At 45.7% G+C, this 529-nt stretch carries 1 protein-coding gene; it reads left to right on the top strand.

Annotation, left to right across the window (positions count from 1 at the left end):
* On the top strand, positions 1-529 hold a 529-nt coding region (locus tag CXF74_RS22100; protein WP_332870289.1), incomplete at both ends, for a calcium-binding protein.

Below are 529 nucleotides of genomic sequence, written 5' to 3'. Positions count from 1 at the left end.
ACGGTGGCTTGGGTGATGACATTCTTCATGGTCAAAGTGGCCATGACAAACTCGAGGGCGGTGAAGGCAACGATACATTAACGGTTGATGGTAGTGGCAATAATACGCTTGATGGTGGTGCGGGTGACGATACATTGAAAGTGAACCGCACAACGAATCATTCTTATCAAAAAGCTCATAGTAGCGCCGCAAGTAATACGTTCATAGGCGGTTTAGGCAATGACCGTTTAGAGGGAGCAGTTGGCGCAGATATTTACGTGTTTAATACAGGTGATGGGCACGACACGATTAATGATTATGATATTAGGCATGTATGGGGTGGTTCGTACAATAAGAAGGATCAAATTGTTCTAGGGGAAGGCATCACACAAGATGCGTTAACGATTCGCCGAGATGGTAACCATATGGTATTGGTAATTGGCGGTGGCGATTCAGGCGACTCAATTACCATTGAGAATGCGTATACGGATGGTCGTTACCGCATTGAAGAGATTGTACTGGCGGATAAAACGGTCATTGCAGGTACAGC

The organism is Psychromonas sp. Urea-02u-13, from assembly GCF_002835995.1.
In the GTDB taxonomy this organism is placed as follows: Bacteria; Pseudomonadota; Gammaproteobacteria; order Enterobacterales; family Psychromonadaceae; genus Psychromonas.
The sequence above is the reverse complement of the archived record's forward strand: the minus strand, read 5'-3'. Positions and strand labels throughout refer to the sequence as shown.